We start from the raw sequence: 334 nt of genomic DNA, 5'->3' as shown, positions 1-334 counted from the left end.
CCGCAATTCCGGCCGCGAAGTCGGCCGGGTGACGCTCTCGCTCGGCGTCGCCGGCCTGCTCGCCGACGACAGCGCCCAGACGCTGATCGACCGCGCCGACGCCGCGCTCTACGACGCCAAGGCCGACGGCCGCGACCGCGTGGTCTGTTGGAAGGCGGCGGCGTAAAAATCGTCGCGAGCGCGATCCGCCGCGCCATTCCGGCTTGACGCCCCTCACCCCCGATTTTGTATGACAACGGCTCCACGCAGGAGTTTTCGGTGCTGGTGTTTCTTGCCGCGGCGCAGTTGGCCGCTTCCTCGACTGCGTCCGATACGCAATCCGAGCAGGATCGCG

Annotated in this window: 1 protein-coding gene; it reads left to right on the top strand. The window is 68.6% G+C overall.

What is annotated here, in order from left to right:
- The first annotated feature begins 28 nt into the window (after positions 1-28).
- Positions 29-166, top strand: a complete 138-nt coding sequence (locus tag I5E_RS27095) for a diguanylate cyclase (RefSeq protein ID WP_022907984.1) — start codon at positions 29-31, stop codon at positions 164-166.
- Positions 167-334: the final 168 nt, after the last annotated feature.

This window comes from Curtobacterium sp. B18 (assembly GCF_000333375.1).
Classification (GTDB): Bacteria; Actinomycetota; Actinomycetes; order Actinomycetales; family Microbacteriaceae; genus Curtobacterium.
This window is presented reverse-complemented; position numbering and strand designations above follow the sequence as displayed.